The sequence below is a fragment of the Serratia sp. L9 genome (genome assembly GCF_050632285.1).
Taxonomy (GTDB): domain Bacteria; phylum Pseudomonadota; class Gammaproteobacteria; order Enterobacterales; family Enterobacteriaceae; genus Chania.
Window position 1 is genome coordinate 4,505,239 of the sequence record NZ_CP192591.1, and the last position, 15,269, is coordinate 4,520,507.

At 55.6% G+C, this 15,269-nt stretch carries 14 protein-coding genes and 2 pseudogenes; 1 reads left to right on the forward strand and 15 read right to left on the reverse strand.

The genetic code is table 11. The features are described 5' to 3' along the window. Positions 1-55: 55 nt before the first annotated feature. The gene (locus ACQ86O_RS21545; RefSeq protein WP_431222788.1) at positions 56-196 is read left to right on the forward strand and encodes a hypothetical protein; all 141 of its coding nucleotides are present in this window, start codon (positions 56-58) and stop codon (positions 194-196) included. 618 nt (positions 197-814) lie between these two features. On the opposite strand, the gene ACQ86O_RS21550 is transcribed toward ACQ86O_RS21545, so the two are convergent. From ACQ86O_RS21550 to hybA, 15 genes and pseudogenes are all read right to left on the reverse strand, one after another. Beyond that, positions 815-2,131 carry a hypothetical protein gene (locus ACQ86O_RS21550; RefSeq protein WP_431222789.1) on the reverse strand — a complete coding sequence of 439 codons (1,317 nt, stop codon included), beginning with the start codon at positions 2,129-2,131 and terminating at the stop codon, positions 815-817. Next, positions 2,131-2,556, reverse strand: coding sequence for a hypothetical protein (locus ACQ86O_RS21555; protein WP_431222790.1), 426 nt, complete (start codon positions 2,554-2,556; stop codon positions 2,131-2,133). The genes ACQ86O_RS21550 and ACQ86O_RS21555 overlap by 1 nt, the downstream gene beginning before the upstream one ends. After that, the gene (locus ACQ86O_RS21560; protein WP_431222791.1) at positions 2,553-3,368 is read right to left on the reverse strand and encodes a hypothetical protein; all 816 of its coding nucleotides are present in this window, start codon (positions 3,366-3,368) and stop codon (positions 2,553-2,555) included. The genes ACQ86O_RS21555 and ACQ86O_RS21560 overlap by 4 nt, the downstream gene beginning before the upstream one ends. Next, positions 3,346-4,128, reverse strand: a complete 783-nt coding sequence (locus ACQ86O_RS21565) for a hypothetical protein (protein WP_431222792.1) — start codon at positions 4,126-4,128, stop codon at positions 3,346-3,348. The genes ACQ86O_RS21560 and ACQ86O_RS21565 overlap by 23 nt, the downstream gene beginning before the upstream one ends. Positions 4,129-4,247: 119 nt before the next feature. Further along, positions 4,248-6,568: pseudogene (gene hypF, locus ACQ86O_RS21570) on the reverse strand (carbamoyltransferase HypF). A 111-nt stretch (positions 6,569-6,679) separates the two neighbouring features. After that, the gene (hypE, locus tag ACQ86O_RS21575; protein ID WP_431222793.1) at positions 6,680-7,708 is read right to left on the reverse strand and encodes a hydrogenase expression/formation protein HypE; all 1,029 of its coding nucleotides are present in this window, start codon (positions 7,706-7,708) and stop codon (positions 6,680-6,682) included. Continuing rightward, a complete protein-coding gene (gene hypD / locus ACQ86O_RS21580; protein ID WP_431222794.1) occupies positions 7,708-8,823 on the reverse strand; it encodes a hydrogenase formation protein HypD in 1,116 nt (371 codons plus the stop codon). Before hypD ends, hypE begins: the two co-directional genes overlap by 1 nt. Then, positions 8,810-9,085, reverse strand: a complete 276-nt coding sequence (hybG, locus tag ACQ86O_RS21585; RefSeq protein WP_431222795.1) for a hydrogenase maturation factor HybG — start codon at positions 9,083-9,085, stop codon at positions 8,810-8,812. The genes hypD and hybG overlap by 14 nt, the downstream gene beginning before the upstream one ends. Then, a complete protein-coding gene (gene hypB / locus ACQ86O_RS21590) occupies positions 9,085-10,068 on the reverse strand; it encodes a hydrogenase nickel incorporation protein HypB (protein WP_431222796.1) in 984 nt (327 codons plus the stop codon). Before hypB ends, hybG begins: the two co-directional genes overlap by 1 nt. 19 nt (positions 10,069-10,087) lie before the next feature. Beyond that, positions 10,088-10,429, reverse strand: a complete 342-nt coding sequence (hypA, locus tag ACQ86O_RS21595; RefSeq protein WP_431222797.1) for a hydrogenase maturation nickel metallochaperone HypA — start codon at positions 10,427-10,429, stop codon at positions 10,088-10,090. A 4-nt stretch (positions 10,430-10,433) separates the two neighbouring features. Then, on the reverse strand, positions 10,434-10,916 hold the full coding sequence (gene hybE / locus ACQ86O_RS21600; protein ID WP_431222798.1) for a hydrogenase-2 assembly chaperone: 483 nt from the start codon (positions 10,914-10,916) through the stop codon (positions 10,434-10,436). Beyond that, a complete protein-coding gene (locus ACQ86O_RS21605) occupies positions 10,900-11,400 on the reverse strand; it encodes a HyaD/HybD family hydrogenase maturation endopeptidase (protein WP_431222799.1) in 501 nt (166 codons plus the stop codon). Before ACQ86O_RS21605 ends, hybE begins: the two co-directional genes overlap by 17 nt. Then, positions 11,400-13,093 (reverse strand): annotated as a pseudogene (gene hybC, locus ACQ86O_RS21610) (hydrogenase 2 large subunit). The gene ACQ86O_RS21605 and the pseudogene hybC overlap by 1 nt, the downstream one beginning before the upstream one ends. Next, on the reverse strand, positions 13,071-14,270 hold the full coding sequence (hybB, locus tag ACQ86O_RS21615) for a Ni/Fe-hydrogenase cytochrome b subunit (protein ID WP_431222800.1): 1,200 nt from the start codon (positions 14,268-14,270) through the stop codon (positions 13,071-13,073). The pseudogene hybC and the gene hybB overlap by 23 nt, the downstream one beginning before the upstream one ends. After that, positions 14,257-15,267 carry a hydrogenase 2 operon protein HybA gene (gene hybA, locus ACQ86O_RS21620; protein WP_431222801.1) on the reverse strand — a complete coding sequence of 337 codons (1,011 nt, stop codon included), beginning with the start codon at positions 15,265-15,267 and terminating at the stop codon, positions 14,257-14,259. Before hybA ends, hybB begins: the two co-directional genes overlap by 14 nt. Between the last annotated feature and the right edge of the window lie 2 nt (positions 15,268-15,269).

Genomic DNA, 15,269 nt, shown 5'->3' on the forward strand with positions numbered 1-15,269 from the left:
AAAAGTCGTGATAGCTGTGAGAGTGGCCACAGTCAGCAAAGAATTCGTGATAAGTATGGGTATGGCCATCATCAGCAAAAAATTCATGATAGGTATGGGTGTGGCCATCTGCCGCGAAAAACTCGTCACGAATCGAGTTGGAGTTGCTGGAGAAGCGGCCGTAGCTATTAAAGACATTCCCTTTTTTATCGATTGACTGGTACAGATTCCAGTTATTACCCGTAGCGTCAAAAAATTGATAATGATTTAACGTCCCACTCTCTGATTCCGACGAATAGAAATTAACTGGCGTACCATCTGTGGCAAAAAATGTTTCATAAACCGTGATGATACCATCACTGCTTATTGATTCACTTAAATTATCTTTGCTTGCTGGCTCTCCGTTACTACTGACTAGCTGGCTAATGTCTAAATATATTTTATTTTCTTCTATCGATTTCTTAAACTCAGCACTTTCAATTTCTTTGTTCGAGTTCATACAAACTCCCTTTCGAAAAATAAAGAACGAAAATGTCTTATATCACACGTAAAAAAGCAAATCCCATCGAGCAACGAAATTTGAATAAAATCAGAATATAGCGGCTAAACATATAAAATAATAATTTATAAAAACAAGGCAGCCTGTTGAAAACAAACAGAAACGTTATCTTGGCTGAGGTGATGACAAGTATTTTCTTATTTATTTCTTACTGAGCACAGCATAATTAAAAGCCGGATCTCAAGCCCAAAAAATGGCGGCGCTTGGTATTATTTTTTTATTCTTGCATCGCCCGGTTTTATTACGTTAATACTGACATTGGCAGGGCCTGCCAGCTTACTCCACAACCACCGTTTCATACACCAAACCCGCGTCGTTCCCCAGTTTTGGATAATGGTAAGATTGTCTAGGGAAGCGAAACAGGCGGTTATGCCAACTGTCAAACAGCACGGTTTCCTCATACGAATTCGGCAGTTTTTTCATTCTGAACCAGCTTTGCCCATTGTCGAGAGAGACCGTCATATGCGCCGGATCGTTGACCTGTTTAGCGATCATAAACAGCTTATTACCGGTATACAGCTTCGTTAACGCCTTCTTGCCGGTTTGCAGCCGTGGCTTAAGCGTTCCATCCGTCTGCAACTGGTTGAGGGTATAACGTTGCCGGGGTTCCTGCGCCAGCACAAAATAAAAATCCCCTTGTGGGCTGCTTTCTGCGGCAATAATTGAGCCTTCGCCCCACTGGTTTGATTGAATACTGGAAGACTGAAGGTTGAAATCGGTCAGTAAAAAATGCGGTGAAACATCGTCTTCATCGCGGTTAACCTCATGCCAGATAACCAGATTATGATAGCCGTTATAGCGCCAGTGCGAAGTATATAATGACGGATCGATCCCCTTCTCCGCCAACAATGGCGCCATATCCAGAGCCACCTGCCAATGCTGGCCCAAGTCGTCTGACCGATAGAGCTTACCCTGCTGGACCAGCAACAGGCTTTGCGGGCCAGTGATCCCCAGGATCTGGTAGGTTCCATCTGCTTCAGGCGCTTGCCACTTGGGCAACCATTGCCAATGGCGCCCGCCATCAGCGGAGTAGAATACCGCATCTTTGGCATAGGGAGTTTTACCGAAAACAATCAGACAATGCCCTCGCGTATCACACTGCTGCTCTGCTACCACGCCAATATAGCGAGCACTGACGCGCAATTGCCCATCCTGTTCGGTAATAATATGGCTGACCGGGACCAAGGCTCGATCGCGAAATGCGTACCGCCCGCTGCTGCGGCCAGTCCGGCTTTCCAGCGCCGCACGAATCACCTGTTTATCTGGGGTGATCTGCAGGTTTAACAGCGCTGGCGCATCATCGGCCAGTAAGTCAATCTGCAGAGACCTGTCATAGCTGTAGACGTAGGTTTTACGGTCAAGGTCTGTTATCTGGATATTGATGGCATCACTGATGCCTGTTAACAGCACGCCATTCTGGAAGCTGCTCAGGCGTTGATCATGCATGATGATGGCCGGTTGCTGTGGTTGGTAACCTCTCTGCCATTGCCAATCTGGGGCAAACCCGGCGAACCCTTCATCATAAAACAACATACAGCTGGCAACCATTGCCAAAGCCAGCAGGGTGATACGTGTGAGGCTTTTGCTGAACATCAGTTCACTTCCTGGATATAGGCTTTTTTGCCGCAGCGTTGTTTGAACAACGTCAACATCTGGCGCGCAAAGACAAAACGCGCGGCATTCACTGAATTCCTGCGAATCAGCCAGCTAACCACTTCCACCACCAACATCAAACCACAGAAAAACGTTAAGCCCATCAGAGCAAATGCGTAAAGCGTATCGGCGGCGTCCAGCCAATCCCATTTATCCGGCATTCCACCCTGCTCCCACCAGTCATAGGCCATAAAACACATCACCAGCGCCAGCATAAACAGGCAAATGCCAAAGATGACTTTGTACAACAGTTTCAACTGCTGGAATGAGACGGTCAGCCCGCTCACCCGTAGATAAGCGCAACCATCCCGTTCATTGCCAACACCAACCACCGTATCGTCTTGCTGATTGACCACCAGCGTCACCGAATCCTTTGCCGCCAGAAAAAAGGATGTTGGCGGTAAAACAGCGGGTTAAGGTCTTCGGTTAAGGTGTTATAGCCGGTTTGATAGGAGAACCGGCGGTTTTTACAGGTAAATTGGTAATCAATAAAATCACGGCGGCTCTTGCCACTGCCGCTGAAATCGCGCTTGGCGCGAATGTGGGTAACCTCACCCTGCAGCCAGGACAATGTCACCCGGTCGGCCAGCATAAAATCGCTGGCCTGCAAGCTGTCAACATCGTTGTCAGGGGGTTCCGCCTTCCATTGCGCACGCATAAGATTGGGCTGCGAAAGGCAAAAGGAGGCATCGCCGTTTCGGGCTTGTTCAAAACCTTTCAATAGGCGACGCATCCTGGGGCTGGTGCTCAACGATACCGCATGCAGGTTGGCCATGCACCACCAGCCACCAAAGCAGAACACCACCAGAAACAGCAGCATCAGCCAAATATTCATCCAGTGAAAATACCCATAAACGGAAAATCCCACTACCGCTATTGAGCCTGCCAGCTTCAAAAGAGCCAGCGGGTAGCTGCCCTCGTTGTTGGCGGGTTGCAGAACGCCTTTTTCCGCACTGACCAGCCAATGCAGCCAGTAGGTGCCGTCGCTCAATTGATGGGCGCCGATAAAAACCCGATCCCCTGATACCAACTTTTTCAGCACATTGGCATCGGAAAACTGATGGTCATAGGTATAGAAAACCTTGTCACCCGCCAAGATACGCCGAAAATGGGTTTCATCAGGGGCATTTTGATCGTGTCGGACAAATTGCAGGTCAAAAAAGCAGACTTTTTTCATGCTGGCTCCGATTAAAATGATGATCGAGCAGCTGATCGGTGGCCACTGGGTAAGCTTTGCCATCAAACCGCAACACGGACGGCGGCTTGGCGAGTGTTTTATGGCTTTCCACGCAGTCCTCACCCTTTTTTACGGAAGTTCTGTGGTTTACCCTTTCCTGCAACTCAAGATCGCGATAACCCTGTTGAGAACCTGCGCCTAATGCCAGGGTTCGCTTGGTTTCAGCAAAATCCCCTGCACATTGGCCATCCCATTCCCCACCGTATTCATCCATCGGGAGATTATTGAGTACCAACGTTAATTGCCGATCGTTCAGCGTATACAGGTTAAGCCTCTCAAGGCCGATAGGATTCACGGAGGAGGAACCACGGTGGTTAAAACGCACCCCGAAAGCGCGAACCTGAGGAGCAAGCTGATAGCGAGCGGTATCAATGGCCACGCTACTGGTGTAGATGGCATCATCCATAATGGCTTTTGGATGGTATCGACTGGACAGGATTTTGCCTGATTGGGTGTCAACCACGTAGACAGCAACGTCATAATCGGTAAAGTCAGGATCTTCTTTAACCTTCGGTGCCAGCATCAGCACCGCAATGGTTTTATCTGGCGCATAGGGCCAGATCTTACAGGTGGACAGCTCGGTATTGCGGGTTAATGTGGCCTCAAAGGGCTTGGCCAAGCTCGACAAAATGGCCTGGCAATCTGCCAGCGAGCAAAAAGAAACCAGGCATAACGCCAGTAAACCAATGACCTTATTCATGACCACATTCCCTGTTGGTGTTTAGACTTGCTTCATCCCACGGGGAATCTAGCCAAAAAGCGCACAGCAATCCAGTCGCTAGCGCAGTTTTTAAAAAAGTTATCTGGCTCGCCTCGGGTTTAAACTGCACAAACGCCAGCGGCGGCAATCAGCGCCTGCCCCAGCGCCAGGCCCCCGTCGCCTGCAGGCAAGCGAGACGGCATCAGGACCCGCAGCCCGGTCAGTTGTTCTGATAACAACCGCCGGAATAATGCGTTATGTAAAACGCCACCGGACAATACAACGGTATCAATCCCCTGTTGCTGCATGGCACGGCGCGCCAGCACCGCAAAACCCTGCGCCAACGCATAATGAAAAGCGTAAGCCCGCCGCGCCGGTGAAGCCTGATAGCCAAGCCATTGTCGCCAGAAGGTAGCCAGATCCAGTTCATTACCAAGCAGCGGCATGGTAACTGGCGGCAGATGCGGTGGGCTCTGTTGCGCCAGCGCTTCCAGCAGGCAGGCGGCCTCCCCTTCCCAGGAGATTTGCTGTGGCACGATCTGCAAGGCGGCGGCCACCGCATCAAACAAACGCCCCGCCGAGGAGGCTAATGGCGCATTGATCTGCCGTTCGATCGCCCGCGCCAGCGTGGCCGCTTGCGGTTGCGCAATGCCAGCAGCTTCCGGTAATTGCTGCCAATCCGGGACAAAACGTAACAGCTGGGCCAACAGGTTACGCCACGGCTGGTGAGCGGCAAGATCGCCCCCGGCAGCGCTACCGCTGGCAATCCACCCAGGCGTTCACAGTGTTGATAATCCACCAGCAGGCATTCGCCCCCCCATAGCTGGCCCGCTGCGCCATAGCCCAAGCCATCCAACGCCAGTCCTATCACCTTGCCAGCGTCGCGTGGCCAGGCATGTTCCGCCATGCAGGCCACCAGATGGGCGTGATGGTGGAGCGTCTCCACACAGGGAATACCCTGCTGGCTGGCCAAGGCTTGGCCCTGTTGGTGGCTGAGATAACCCGGGTGGGCATCAACGGCGACCACCTGCGGCACGACGCCGTAGATCTCCCCAAACAACGCCATTAACCTTTGTTGCTGTTGCCGGGTAGCCTCATCCCCCAAGGAGCCCAAATGCTGACTGACCACCGCCCGGTCCCCCCACAGCAGGCAGAAGGTATTTTTGCTATCCGCGCCCAACGCCAGAATCGCCGGCTGAGCGCTAAACCCTGGGGGCAGTTCCATCGCATCAGGCACGTAACCACGCGCCCGGCGCAGCATCTCTGTACCCTGTGGGTTAAGCCGCAGCAGCGAGTCATCGGCTCGCTGTATTATTTCGCGGTTATGCATCAGCCAGATATCGGCGATCCCACTCAATTCATCCAATGCCTGTTGGTTGGTCAGCGCCGGGGGCTTGCCCGGCGGATTGCCAGAGGTCATCACCAATGGGCGGGCAACCTGTTTTAACAGCAGGTGTTGCAATGGGTTGGCAGGGAGCATCACCCCAATCTCGTTCAGGCCGGGCGCAATCTCGCTGCATAAAGGGCTATCCGGATGCGCGGGCACCAGCACTATCGGGGCCGCCGGGCTGCACAGCAATTCCAGCAACGCCGCTGGCTCTGCTGGCTGAACGCACTCTTGCAACCCGTTGGCATCCGGCATCATCACCGCTAACGGCTTGGCCGGGCGATGCTTACGTGAGCGCAGGCGCTGCACCGCTTGCGGATTGGTGGCATCGCAAGCCAGATGGAAACCGCCAATGCCTTTCACTGCTACGATCTGCCCGGCGATCAGCGCCCGTGCGGCAAGTTGCAATGCCTGTTCGGCGGCAGCCATTGCATTGCCAGCGGCATCACTCAGCCAGAGTTGTGGGCCACAGACCGGGCAGGCGTTGGGTTGCGCGTGAAAACGCCGGTCCGCAGGATCCTGATACTCAGCCTGGCATTGGGGGCACAGCGGGAAAGGCTGCATCGAAGTATTAGGGCGATCGTAGGGCATGCTACGGATAATGGTAAAACGCGGGCCGCAGTGGGTGCAGTTGATAAAAGGGTAATGGTAACGGCGGTTATCTGGCGAGTTCAACTCTTCGAGGCAGGCATCACAGGTGGCGGCATCCGCCACGATATGGGTATCTGGCTGCCCCGCGCCGCTGCTGGCGATGGTGAAACTGGTCGGTGCCCGTAGCCAGTTAAAGGGCTGCGAGGCCACGCTGTCGACCCGTGCCAAAGGCGGGCACTCCAGCGGCAGCACCCGCAAAAATTCGGTTATGTTGGGCGATTGCCACAGGGTGATGAGGACTCCGGCTGCATCGTTGCTCACCTCTCCGCACAGGCCAAATCGCTTGGCCAGCAGCCAGATATAAGGGCGGAAGCCGACGCCTTGTACCTTGCCTTTAACCCGTACACTGAGGCCATTACAGCCAGCCGGGGTCTGAGGCTTATGCGATTCAACATCTGCCATCTGGTTTGCATCTCCTTGGAGGCTGGGTGTCTTTTATACCCCCCACTCGGCCCCTTTGGGTGAGGGCCAGGTGAAGGGAAAACGCCACTCGCAACTTTCAATAATCCGCCATTAACAGATGCGCGGTAACGGCTCATCCAAAGGCAGATCCAGGCGGCGGGAAACGCCAAACAACCCGGTGAGGCTAACCTGCTGCCGTTCGGTGGTATGGCCAATAACCGCCGCATCGCGGCCCAGCGGATGCTGGCGCAGAGCCGTCAAAACTTCGGCTTCGGCTTCAGGTGCGACTACCAGCACCAGCTTGCCCTCATTGGCAAAGTTGAGCGCATCCAGACCCAGCAGTTCGCAAACCCCTCTCACTGCCGGCTTCAACGGCAACGCCGTCTCAGAAATAGCCATGCCACAACCGCTGGCCGCAGCAAACTCATGCAGCACCGCTGTCACCCCGCCACGGGTCGCATCACGCAGGGCGCGTACCCCGGCAATAGGTAACAGCGGGGCTATCAGCGGGGCCAACATTGCACAATCGCTGCTAAGTTCACCTTCCAGGCCCAGCCCTTCGCGCAGGTTAAGGATGGTCGCACCATGATCGCCAAGCGTGCCGCTGACGATAATGCTGTCCCCCTGGCGAATATGCTCGGTGCCCCAGTGGACGTTGGCCGGGATCACCCCCAAACCGGTGGTATTGATAAATATCTTGTCCGCAGCGCCACGAGGCACCACTTTAGTGTCGCCGGTCACAATCTGAATGCCAGCCTGCTGCGCCGTGTCGGCCATTGACTGAACGATGCGTTCCAGGGTGGCATACGCCAGCCCTTCTTCCAGGATCATGCCGCAGCTCAGATAGCGCGGTTGCGCGCCACTGACCGCCACATCGTTAGCGGTGCCGCACACCGCCAGTTTGCCGATATCCCCACCAGGGAAGAAAATCGGATCGATAACGTAGCTGTCGGTTGATACGGCCAGCCGATCGCCCGTTGCAGCCAGTTCACTCAGCGCAATACGAGCCTGATCTTCCCGCGCATTCAGCGCCGGATTGGCAAAGGCTTGCAGAAACAGCTCTTCAATCAGGGACTGCATCGCGCGCCCACCACTGCCATGAGCCAGCGTAATTTCGCGCCCTTGGTTCTTATCGAGCATTATGCGGTCTCCCTACGATACTGATAGTAAGCCGAGCAGGCCCCTTCTGATGAAACCATCAGGGCGCCAAAGGCGTTCTCTGGCGTACATTGCTGACCGAATAGCGGGCAGGCATCGGGCTTGCAGCGCCCGGTCAACACCTCGCCGCAGCGTGAGCGCGGATCGTCCGCCACGCGCTGCGCCTGAGGTTTAAAACGTAACTCGGCATCAAAATCCGCATAGTCCGGCTTGAGCTCGACACCGGAATGAGCAATCTCCCCCAGCCCACGCCATTCACTGCTCTCTTTCGGGCAGAACACCTCGGCCATCGCCTGTTGAGCCAGTAGGTTGCCCTGGTCAGGAACAATACGCCGATACTGGTTTTCTACCGCACAGCGGCCATCCCGCAGTTGTTCCAGCAGCATCACCAACCCTTGCAGAATATCCAGCGGTTCAAAGCCGGTCACCACCAGCGGTTTATGATAATCATCGGCGATAAACTGGTAGGGTGCATTGCCGATCACCATGCTGACGTGGCCCGGTGCCAAAAAGCCGTCGATACGCACGTCAGGCTGTTGCAGCAGGCTACGCAGGGTCGGAGTGAGGGTGATATGCTGGCAGAACAGCGTGAAATTACCCAGTTTACGCTGGCGAGCCTGTTGCAGCGTTAAAGCGCTGGCGGGCATAGTGGTTTCAAAACCCAGGCCGAAGAACACCACTTCACGCTGCGGGTTATCGGCAGCCAGTTGCAGGGCATCCAGCGGCGAATACACCACCCGGATATCCGCGCCACGACGGCGGGCATCCAGCAATGAGCCATTACGCCCAGGCACGCGCATCGCATCCCCATAGGTGCAGAAAATGACCTCCGGGTGTGCCGCAATCTCCAGGCAGCTATCGATACGCCCCATCGGCAATACACAAACCGGGCAGCCGGGCCCATGGACAAACTCCAGGTTTTCCGGCAGCAAACGATCCAGCCCAAATCTGAAAATCGCATGGGTATGGCCACCGCAAACCTCCATGATTTGCAACGGCAGGCGCTGCGCCTGAGGCAGCGATAACATCAGTTTTTCGATATGCGCCAGCAACGTATGGCACAGCGCCGGATCGCGAAACTCATCAACGTAGCGCATCGGCATCCTCATCATGACGTTCCAGCCCAACGGCACGCATATGCTCTAGCGCGGCCAACGTCTCCAGCGCTTCTTGCTCATCGAGAATGCTCATGGCAAACCCCACATGCACCAGCACCCATTGGCCGATAAGCTCCTGGGGCGAGCCTTCACAAATCAGCGCAATGTTGATTTTGACCGCCACACCGCACACGTCGGCCCAAGCCAGTTGGTGGATATCTTCCCCCACCGCGGTCACTTTACCGGGAACGCCGAGGCACATTATTGTTCCTCCAGCCAGTTCAGCCAGAGATCCATCCCTTCACCACTGGTGGCAGAAAGCTGGATCACCTGGATAGTCGGGTTAACCTGGCGCGCATAGGCAATGCATTTTTCAACAGAGAAATTCACATAGGGCAGCAAATCAATCTTGTTGATGATCATCAGCGTCGAGGCGGCAAACATATGCGGGTATTTCAGCGGCTTGTCTTCCCCTTCCGTCACCGACAGCACCGCAATTTTATGCCGCTCCCCCAGATCAAAGCTGGCCGGGCACACCAGGTTGCCGACATTTTCAATAAACAGCAGGCTGTTATCCTGCAATCCCAGGCGGTGCGCCGCGTCGTGCACCATTTGTGCATCCAGATGGCAACCTTTACCGGTGTTCACCTGGATCGCTGGCACGCCGGTGGCACGAATGCGCTCGGCGTCGTTGGTGGTTTGCTGATCGCCCTCAATGACCGCACAGGAGACTTTACCCGCCAGTTGCTGCAGCGTGTTGGTTAACAGGCTGGTTTTGCCCGACCCCGGGCTGGAAACCAGGTTCAGCACCAGAATATTCTGCTCGGTAAAATGCTCGCGGTTGTGTGCCGCCAGATGGTTATTCTTGCTCAGCACGTCCTGTTCAATCTGCACCAGACGGCGCTGCCCCATGCCTGGCGCATGGCTGCCGGCAGCACCCTGCCCGTAGTGCAGATCCTGCGTGTGGGGTTGAACCTCAGGCTTGAACGGGTCGGTCTCTGCCGCCACCCCGGCGTAGTGATGGTGAACATCGCCCTGGTGGTAATAGTAATGATGGTGATGGATCACCACGCCCGCCTGCTGCTGATGCTGCTCGCCGTGGTGATGGTCGCGATGGTCATGATGATGGTCATGGTCGTGATGCCCATGATGATGGTCGTGGTGATGGCCATGATGGTCTGGGTGATGCTGCTCATCCCCCTCGATGGTTTTCTCTCCGCTGGCGCAACCGCAAGTCGTACACATAGCCTTCTACCTCTTGAAATTATTCCACTTCCAGCTGCTTTAGCCGCAAGCTTTCACCACTCTCGACACGCAATGTGTGGCCACCGCACTGTGGGCAACCCTGATCATGGCGTTCGATAAATACGCTGGCGCTGCAATCCCAGCACCAGGCTTGAGCCGGTTGGATACTCAGCAGCAATTGGCAGCCCTCTGCCAACGTATGGCGGCTGGCACTGGCAAAGCTGAAACGCAGAGCATGTTCTTCGATGCACGACAGCGCGCCAATCTCGAGCCAGACTGCGGTAACACGCTTGGCTCCATGCTGCCGGGCCTGTTGTTCAATCAACTCCAGAGTACTCAGGCACAGGCTGATTTCATGCATAGGCTCAGGTCCCCTGTGACAGGCGGAATAACGCCCTGCGCCCCGGATTGCTGGGAATATTGCCATCCACCACCGGTAACGAAAGAGCCATGCGGGCCGTATGCTCAGCCAGGTCCACCGCCTGTTGCGCGCCCAGATGTTTATCCAGCGGTGACATCAATGAAGACGCCAGATACTGCCCGCAACCGTCAATCTCGCCGACGGTAAAACGCACGTTGCCGCAGGGCAGCATCAGTGCCAGTTTGTCCCCCACCTCGCGTGGCTGCCATTGTTGATCGGGGCCGGGCAATACCAGCAGGCTGAGCATCCACGGGGTAAGCAGGCTGCCGATCCATTGCTGTTCAAACAGTTGAAAGCCACAGGCGCGCACCGGGATCTGCGGTTGGAAAAAGGGTAACTGGTGCATATCTCTGGCGGCGATAGCCTGAAACACCCGTTCCAACTGCGCAGCGGGATTAAGCTGAAAACCGTTAGTCACCGTCTGCATTAGCCACCTCTTTTGGCTCCGCCACGACACCACTGTGTCGCAGCGCCGCCAACACCTGCACCAACGCAGGCTCTATCGCCTGAGTCACTACCGGAGTCAGGCCAATGCGCGGCTCCAGAGATTCAGGCACGACTCCCACCAGCGTTAGCCTCCGTGGGAACTCATCGGTCAGGCGCAGCGCCATCAGCACATCGCAAAGCCCCAGTTGATGGGGTGAAACCTTGCGGCTGAAGAATGCCGGGATCTCGTCATCATGCAGCACCGCAACGCTGCCCGGCGCACTGCCGGTCAGCACCGCATCGGTGACAATCAGGTGATCGCGGTGGGCCATCACCTCCATCAGTTCCATCCCTGATGTCCCACCGTCCAGCACCTCGACATGCGCAGGTAAATTATAGCGCTGCTCAAGGGCTTCGACGATGCGGACCCCTACCGCCTCGTCGCCCAATAACAGATTACCTATACCTAATACCAAAATTCTCATTACAACACCTTGACCCTGGTCACTTCATGGCCAGTGGTGTCAACAATATGTACCGCACACGACATACAAGGATCGAATGAGTGGATGGTACGCACCACTTCCAGCGGTTTAGCGGGATCGGCCACCGGAGTCCCCACCAACGAGCGCTCATAAGGGCCGGGTTCATCATTAAAGTTACGCGGCCCGGCGTTCCAGGTTGAAGGCACTACCGCCTGATAGTTGGCAATCTTGCCATCCTTGATCACCACCCAGTGCGACAGCGCGCCGCGTGGGGCCTCGATAAAGCCAACGCCACGGATCTCGCCGGTCAGCGGGATCTTCGGTGGGATAAAGGTTTCATGATCGCCACTGCCGATATTGCTCACCAGCGCCTGCCATTGCTGGCCCAGAGTTTCATGCAGTACGCAGGCATGCACCGTGCGCCCGACAATCCGGCCCAAAGTCGAAGGCAGTTGGTCTGCACTCAGCGAGTTACCGGTCAGGGCCTGGTACGCACCGTTGACCTTGGCAAAATATTTCTGGGTAGGTTTGTGCTCGGCCTGCAGACCACACATCAACCAGGCCAGCGGCCCCATCTCCACCGCTTTGCCGTAGAAGGTCGGCGCCTTGACCCAGGAATACTTACCATCCTCCTGCCAGCCGGTATATTTAGGCCGGGTCAGGCCTTCCCACGGTGCCAGCGGCTCATCGTCCTGATACCAGGCGTGCTTGCCGCTTTCCTGAATACCTTTGATCAGATATTCATCGCGATGGTTGGCTATCGGGCGGAACGTGCCGTTTTCCAGGTAGCCCCCGGCAGCAGGTACTGATCGCTTTTACGGTCGATAGGCAGCTCCGGCACGCACAGGTAGCAGTCGGAACCTTTGCCTATGTTGAGCCATTCCGGGTAATGGGCAGCGATCACCGCGCTATCGACCAGGTAAACCTGCTCGATAAAGTCACCGAGGCGATCGATAAAGCTTTTCAGATACATCAGGCGTTCAAGGTTCAGTACGCTCGGCGCATCCAGGTTGATCGGGTTAGCCACCCCACCCACCGCCAGGTTCTGGATATGCGGCGTCTTGCCCCCTAATATCGCCACCACCCGGTTGGCATCACGCTGGCATTCCAGCGCTTGCAGATAGTGGGCTACGGCGATCAGGTTAATTTCAGGTGGCAACGCCATGGCCGGGTGCCCCCAATAGCCGTTGGCAAAGATGCCAAGCTGGCCGCTGGCGACCAGATCCTTAATCTTCTGCTGTACGCGGGTGAACTCGGCTGCACTGTTCAGCGGCCAGGTAGACAAGCCATTCAGTAAATCAGCCGCTTTTTGCGGATCGGCCTGCAAAGCAGAAGTCACATCCACCCAGTCCAGCGCCGAGAGCTGATAGAAATGCACGATATGGTCGTGAATGCTGTGGGCAGCGGTGATGATATTGCGGATATACTGGGCGTTGACCGGGATTTCCATCCCCAGCGCATTCTCCACCGTCCGCACGGAAGCCAAGGCATGAATGGTGGTACACACGCCGCAAATGCGCTGGACAATCATCCACGCATCGCGCGGATCGTTGCCCTGAAGGATCTCTTCCATTCCGCGCCACATGGTGCCGGAAGACCAGGCTTTGGTGACTTTGCCGTCTTCGATTTCGCAGTCAATGCGCAGGTGACCCTCGATACGGGTAACGGGATCAATGGTGATGCGTTGGCTCATGCTCTACCTCTAACTTGTTGTTTTCATGCTTGTGTTTATGCGCTGGTAGCACCGGTAACAGCCGGATCAACAGGATGTACGCACACACTTCAATTGCCACAAAGCCGATGGATATCAGCAGTTCGCTGGCCGTCGGGAAATAGCCATAACCGTTACCTGGGTCATAGGTCAGTAACGAGTAATTCAGTCGCCAGAACGACGCCCCACACACCATGCTCAACGCACCGATAAACAACAGACGTGAATCGGTACGGTTACGCTTCCAGCGGAACATCACCAACGGCACCAACATCAGCAGGATCTCGATCCAGAACGAGATGGCGAAGCGATCCAAATGCCACAGGTAGGCTGTTTTATCGCGCCAGATCAGTTCACCGAAGCGTAATACAATAAACAGCAGCAGGAATATATCTATGATGTGGGTCAAGCGGGTAAACAACGGTGTTTCATTAGGCCCTCTGCCCCTTAGCCCCGCCTGCACCATCGAGCCTTCGAAAATGACGATCGAGAAGCCCAGAATGGCGGCGGTCAACAGAGAATACAGCGGCAGCATTTCGTAGCTTTGCCACAGCGGATGCACCTTGATACCGGCGGCAATCATCAATGAACCCATGGATGACTGGTGCATGGAAGGCAGCAATGCCCCCAGGGCAATCACCAGGAACATCACCTTGTTAAGGCGCTTGAGCGACACCTTCCACCCCAGGCGTTCAAACAGGGCCGGGGCAAATTCCAACGCCACAATCCCGATATAGATCGTCATACAGACTGCCGTTTCAAACAGCACCGACGAGGTATTGAAGTGACCGGGAATATAGAAGTAAGGCAGGTTCCAGTAGCGGCCCACGTCGATGGTGATAGACAGCCCACCCAGCGAATAACCGAACAGACTGGCTAGCAGCGCAGGCCGCACCAACGGGTGATATTCGCCCCGGTTAAACACATAGACCGCCCAGGCCAGAGCCCAGCCGCCGCAGGCTAAACCGGTGCCCACCAGCAGATCGAAAGCAATCCAGATACCCCAGGGGAAGCCACCGTTCAGATCCGAAACCGCGCCAAGACCAAAGACCAGACGTTTCAGGATCAACAACAGACACAGCACCACAAAGGGTGCCAGCAACATTACCGGCCAACTCACCAGCCGCCCGCCAAGTGGCTGCGTTTTATGCGTCGCCATGTTCATCTTCCTTCTTGTTCTGACGCTCTTTACGCCCATTACGCTGTACCAGGAAAGTGATCCCTGCCAGCGCGGCAAACGGCAGCACCATGCCTTTGTACAACGAATGCTGTACATGCTCGGAACGCGCGCCGGTTGACAGAGGGTCCAGCGGTGGCAAGCCCAGATTTTCGAAAGGTACGCCGGTCAGCACCAGCACCTGGGTTCCTCCCCCTTCAAACTCGCCATACAGATGCTGCTGATAATGCGGGACTTTGTGTTCGTAATGGTCATCCGCCTGCAGCGTCTGGCGTGGGAAGCGATACATATCACCGGGCTTGGCTGCCAAGCGTCGTTTGGCCTCGGCCATCAGCTGTTCCCGGGTGCCAAAGATCACAGCACCGGCCGGGCAGACCTCGACACATCCCGGCAAGCCGCCTTTGTCCAGCCGCTCAAGCCCTTTCTGGTTACAAAGCTCGCATTTGTGGATCTTGCCGAAGGGGTTGTCGTAGTCGTATTTCGGCACGTTGAACGGGCAGCCGACCATGCAGTAACGGCAGCCGGTACAGACATCCGGGTTGTAGTGCACAATGCCGGTTTTGGGGTCTTTATGCAGCGCCTGCACCGGGCAGACGGATACGCAGTTGGGATCCACACAGTGCATGCACTGTTTTTTGATATAGGCAAACCCGTCTTCCACCTGGTCTTTATGCTTGCCATCCCCGCTGGTCCATACCTGAATAATATTATTGGTATAGGGGCTGAGTTTATCGTTGTTGGACCAGGTGACTTCGTTGCCCGCGTAGGCGTAGGTTTCACCGTGCGGTTCGTCGGTATGGTTGAGGCGCTGACACTCACTGACACAGGCCTGACACCCCACGCACAGGGTAGAGTCATACAGCATTCCGAGTGAGTTCGGGATCGCTTCTCTGTTCTCTGCCCCGGCCCGGGCCGCAGGAGCGATCCCTGCGAGCATTGCGCCACCGGAGGCCAGTTTTATAAAGTTACGTCGGTTCACGG